The sequence below is a fragment of the Planomonospora algeriensis genome (genome assembly GCF_977012225.1).
Map to the genome: position 1 here is coordinate 1 of NZ_CDRNDK010000447.1, position 5,033 is coordinate 5,033.

Below are 5,033 nucleotides of genomic sequence, written 5' to 3' on the forward strand. Positions count from 1 at the left end.
CGCCGGGCGAGCGCGGCGGACGCGACCTTGGGCGTCGGCAGGGCCGCGCGCCGGCTGACGCACGCCCAGGGGGCGGGCCGCACCGGGCTGGGCCAGCTGATCGAGCTGACGGCCGCGCACAGCGCGGGCGACGCGCTGGTCACCGCGGCGCTGGCCGGCACGCTGTTCAAGCTCCCGGTCAACGAGGCCCGGGGCCAGGTCGCGCTCTACCTGCTGATCACGATGATCCCGTTCGTGGTGGTCGCGCCGTTCGTCGGCCCGGTCCTGGACCGGTTCCGCTCCGGCCGCCGCTTCGTCATGGCGGGCACGCTGTTCGGCCGGGGACTGCTCTGCTTCGCCATGGCCGCGGCGGTCGTCCCCGGTGACGTCTTCACGATCTTCCCCGCGGCGCTGGCCGTGCTGGTGCTCTCCAAGGCCTACAACGTCTCCCGGGCCGCGATCATGCCGAGCGTGCTGCCCGCCGACATCGCGCTGGTCACCGCCAACGCCAGGGTCGCCCTGTTCGCCCTGGTCTCGGCGGGGGTCGCGGTGCCCGTCGGCGCGGGGGTCAGCGCCTGGCTCGGCGCCGAGTGGGTGCTGCGCGCGGCGACGGTGCTCTTCCTGCTCCAGGGCGTGCTGGCCGTACGGCTCCCGCGCCACGTCGACTCCCCCGACCTCGACGAACTGCAGGAGGGCGAGGAGCGCCCGCCGCGCTGGCGGACCATGCTCAACGTCGGCCCGGTGGTCGCCGAATCGATGCTGGCCAACGTGGCGATCCGGTTCCACTCCGGGTTCCTGCTGTTCTACCTGCTCTTCCTGGTGCAGGAGAAGAAGCTGCCCGGCATGCCCCCGGCGGCGGCGATCGGCGTGCTGGCCCTGGCCGCCGGCGCGGGAGGCCTGGCCGGAGCCGGGGTGGCCTCGTGGGCGCGGAGCCACTCCCCGCAGGTCATCGTGCTGGCCACGCTCGCGCTGTCGGGAGCGGTCACGGTCGTGGCCGCCGTGGTGTTCGGCCTGTGGACCGCGGTGGCCGTCGCGCTGGCGGCCGCCTTCTCCCAGGGGCTGGGCAAGCTCGCGCTGGACGCGATCGTGCAGCGCGAGATCGGCGAGGAGATCCGTTCGTCCACCTTCGGCGTGGTCGAGGCGTTCCTGCAGATCGCCTGGGTGGTCGGCGGGCTGATCGGACTGCTGCTCTCGCTGTTCGCCGCCGGGCCCGGGGGGCTGGCGGCGATGGCCGCGGTGCTGGCCGGTTCGCTCGGCTGGCTGGTCGTGCGGCGGCGCGCGCGCATCCGGGTCAGGGACGCGCGGGCGCGGGCCGCCCGTGCCGCCGCTGGTGCCGCCGCCCCGGAGGCACCGGAGCGCCCGGCGGATCACGACGGTCCGGAGGAGCAGCCCGGACCCGGACCCGAGCCCGGACCCGAGCCCGGACCCGAGTCCGGACCTGAGCCCACTTCCGCGCCGCCCGGCCCGGACGCCGCGCGGCGCGGCCCCGGGCGGGCCCGCCCGCGGAAGCGGCCCGCGGGCACCACGACCGCCGTCGTACGGCGCGACGAACCGCCCACCGAGCAGCGGACCAAGCCGCTGACCAACCCTCACGGCTGAGCCGGGGAACCGGCCGGGATCCGGGTCAGACGTCCAGGTCGTCGGCGACCGCGCGGAGCACGGTCGCGATCTTCTTGGCGTGCGCCGCGTCCGGGTGCTTGCCCTTCTGGTAGGACATCGAGACCGTGTCGAGGAGCTTGATCAGATCCTCGACGATGACCACCATCTCGTCGGGCTTCTTGCGTTTGCCCTTCGGCTTGGCGGTCCGGTCGAGGGCCGGGGGCTGGTCGATCACCCGGACCGAGAGCGCCTGCTGCCCGCGGCGCCCCTCGGCCACGCCGAACTCGACCTTCTGACCCGGTTTGAGGGAGTCCACGCCGCCGGGCAGCGCGGAGGAATGCACGAAGACCTCACCGCCGTCGTCGCGGGTGAGGAAGCCGAAACCCTTGTCGGCGTCGTACCACTTGACCTTGCCACTCGGCACAGGGGTGACCTCGTTCAGACTGTGGTGTAGGGATGGAAGTAGGTTATGCCCATAGGCCGCTCAGAGCGACCGTGTAAAAAGGGACGAATCAGCCGACCGCGGCGGCGCTCCGCCACCCGTCGAACCACCCGGCGAACTCCAGCAGATCGCTCAGCACGACGTCGGCTCCGTGCTCACGCAGTTCTCCCGCCCGGTAGGGACCCGTCGCCACCGCCACGCTGACGGCGCCTCCCGCTCGCGCCGCCTCGATGTCGGCGACGTGATCTCCAACATAGGCGGCCGCGCCGAAGGCCGCGAGGGCCGGGCCCTTGGCGGCCCCGAACACCGATCCGGCGACCTCGTCGACCTCCAGGCCGAGGAACTCCACGGTCCGCACGGCGTCCCCGGCGTTCTTCCCGGTGACCACCACGACCCGGCCGCCCGCGCGCCGTACGGCTTCGACGGCCTCCCGGGCGCCGGGCAGCGGCGTGGTGGCGGGGACCGCGATCGACGGGTAGAGGGAGCGGAAGATCGCGGCGGCTCCGGGGATCTCGTCCGCCGGGAGCCAGTTGGCCAGCTCCAGCTCCAGCGGAGGGCCCAGCCGTGCCACCACCGCGGCGCTGTCGATGGGCACCCCGATCCGCAGCGACAGCTCGTCGTAGACGGCGGCGATCCCCGCACGGGTGTCCGCGAGCGTCATGTCCAGGTCGAATCCCACCGAATGCATGCCCCGTAGCATGCCAAAGCCCGGCAATCCCCAGAAATCCATCCCGGCCTGCGGGGACGCCCTCCGCGGGCTTCCGGTGATCCGGCGTCCGCCGCCCCGCGACACCGGACCCCTCGCTGTACGCGACACCGGGCCCCTCGCTGTACGCCACGGCGGCGACTGTGGAACCCTTTGCGCAAGGAGTCGCTTACTCCCCCGGCCGGAGGGTCCGCCGGTGCGCCCCGCCGCACCCCGGTCCGCCGGTTTCGTCCGGTGAACCGCACCCTGACGGGTTACCCACTGGATAGGGTCATCATGGAGGTATCTGCAGACAAATGACCAGATCGACGCGCGAGCGGATCATCGACGAGGCCCTGCGCCTGTTCGCCGAGCGGGGCTATTCGGCGACCTCGGTCGCCGAGATCGAGGCCGCCTCCGGGTTGTCCCCCGGCGCCGGAGGGCTCTACCGGCACTTCAAGTCGAAGTACGAGGTGCTCGCCGCGGCGATGAACGAGCACGCCGCCCGGACCAGCATGCAGATCGCCGAGACCCTGGCCGAGATGAGCACCGTCGACGCGGACCTGGCCATCGAGGACCGCCTGGCCCACCTGTGCCGGTCGGGACTGGCCAAGGTGCGCGAGGAGAGCGAGCTGACGCGCGTCTTCTTCCGCGACCTCAGCCAGTTCCCCGAGCTGGTCGCGGTGGTGCGCGAAGGTCTGCTGCAGCCCATGTTCGACGCGATCACCACGTGGTTCCGGGCCCAGCCCGAGTACGCCGGGGCCGACCTCGACTGGCCCGCGATCGGAGCGGTGCTGGGCGGCGCGGTCATCCACTACCGCCTGTTCCAGGAGACCGTGGGCGAGCCCCCCGGCCGCGCCGAGAAGGACCGCTTCGTCGACTCCTGGGTACGGCTCGCGCTCGGCCTCATGCCGAGCCCCGCCGTACAGGCGATCGGCTAGACCCGGCCACCGGCTCCGTGCAGGCGATCGGCCGCACCCGGCCACCGGTTCCGCGCAGGCCCGCGCCTCGGGCCCGTACCGGTCCGCGCGTTGTCGGGGAGGACTCCTAGCATGGTGGGAATGAGCACGGAGTTCACCAAGTGGCTGCGCGGCCGGAGCGACGAGCAGCTACGGGAGCTCGTCGCCCTGCGCCCCGAACTCATCACCCCCGTCCCCGCCCACGTCGAGGGGCTGGCGGGGCGGGCGAGCAGCCCGTCGGCGGTCGGCCGGGTGCTCGACCGGCTCGACCGCTTCACCTTCGCGGTCGTGGAGACGCTCGCCGTGCTCCCCTCGCCGATCTCCTACCGCCCGCTCCGCGCCAGGCTGGCCCGCGCGCTGGCCGGACCTGCGGACTCGGTGTTCGAGGCCAGGTTCAGGGAGACCGTCGACCGGCTGCGGACGCTGGCCCTGGTCTACGGACCCGACCGCGCCCTGACCCCGGCCCCCGGCGTGCGGGAGGTCCTGGACGGCCCCGCGGGCCTGGGCCCGCCGGCCCGGGAGGCGTTCCGGCACTACCACCGGGAGCGCCTGGCCGAGCTGGTCGAGGACCTCGGCGGGAGCGGCGACACCGCGGAGGCCCTCGGCGCGCTGCTGGCCGATCCCGAGGTCGTCGCCCGGCTGGTCGGGGAGGTCTCCCCGCAGGCCAGGTCCGCCCTCGACGAGCTGGCCTGGGGTCCGGCCAGCGGCCGGGTGGCCAACGCCCGCCGCGAGGTGCGGGCCGCCACCGCCCGGTCGCCGATCGAGCAGCTGCTCGCCCGGGCGCTGCTCTGCGCGACCGGGGAGGAGTCCGTCGTGCTGCCGCGCGAGGTCGGGCTGTTCCTGCGCGGCGACCGGATCCACCGTGATCTCTCTCCCGTCCCCCCGCCGCTGGCCGGCGCCGAGCGCAAGCGGGATCTCACCGACCGGACGGCCGCCGGCCAGGCGTTCGCGTTCACCCGCGCGGTGGAGGAGCTCTGCGAGCGGTGGAGCGCCGAACCTCCCGGCGTGCTCCGCGGCGGGGGCCTGGCCGTGCGCGACCTGAAGCGCGCCGCGGCCCTGCTCGACCTGCCCGACTGGGCGGCCGGCCTGGTCATCGAGGTGGCGCACGCCGCCGGCCTGGTGGCGGCGAGCGGCGCGGTCGACGGCGACTGGATGCCCACCCCCGTCTACGACGGCTGGCGGGTGCGCGCCACCGAGGAGCGCTGGGTCGCGCTGGCGTCGACCTGGCTCGCCATGGATCGCGTGCCGGGGGTGATCGGCGACCGCGACGAGCGCGACCGGCTGCTCAACGCGCTCCATCCCGATCTGCGGCGCGCGCCGCGCCGGAGGTCCGCACGGCCGTGCTCGGCGTCCTGGCGACGGCCGGGGA

General features: G+C 74.2%; 4 protein-coding genes and 1 pseudogene. 3 read left to right on the plus strand and 2 right to left on the minus strand.

All coding sequences use genetic code 11. From position 1 onward, the window contains the following. A partial coding sequence (locus ACWJ6R_RS29890) for an MFS transporter (protein ID WP_449065428.1) occupies positions 1 to 1,578 on the plus strand: 1,578 nt, incomplete at its 5' end. Between the two features lie 25 nt (positions 1,579 to 1,603). Here the strand turns inward: ACWJ6R_RS29890 and ACWJ6R_RS29895 are convergent. Both ACWJ6R_RS29895 and ACWJ6R_RS29900 read right to left on the minus strand, forming a co-directional pair. Further along, entirely contained in the window at positions 1,604 to 2,002 is a 399-nt protein-coding gene (locus tag ACWJ6R_RS29895; protein ID WP_449065429.1) for a cold-shock protein, read from the minus strand. Positions 2,003 to 2,090: 88 nt separating this feature from the next. Next, positions 2,091 to 2,708, minus strand: coding sequence for an HAD family hydrolase (locus tag ACWJ6R_RS29900; RefSeq protein ID WP_449065430.1), 618 nt, complete (start codon positions 2,706 to 2,708; stop codon positions 2,091 to 2,093). A gap of 314 nt (positions 2,709 to 3,022) precedes the next feature. Here ACWJ6R_RS29900 and ACWJ6R_RS29905 point away from each other — a divergent pair, with 314 nt between their 5' ends. Both ACWJ6R_RS29905 and ACWJ6R_RS29910 read left to right on the plus strand, forming a co-directional pair. Then, positions 3,023 to 3,646 carry a TetR/AcrR family transcriptional regulator gene (locus ACWJ6R_RS29905; protein WP_449065431.1) on the plus strand — a complete coding sequence of 208 codons (624 nt, stop codon included), beginning with the start codon at positions 3,023 to 3,025 and terminating at the stop codon, positions 3,644 to 3,646. A gap of 120 nt (positions 3,647 to 3,766) precedes the next feature. After that, positions 3,767 to 5,033, plus strand: a pseudogene (locus ACWJ6R_RS29910) (helicase-associated domain-containing protein); the annotation flags it as partial.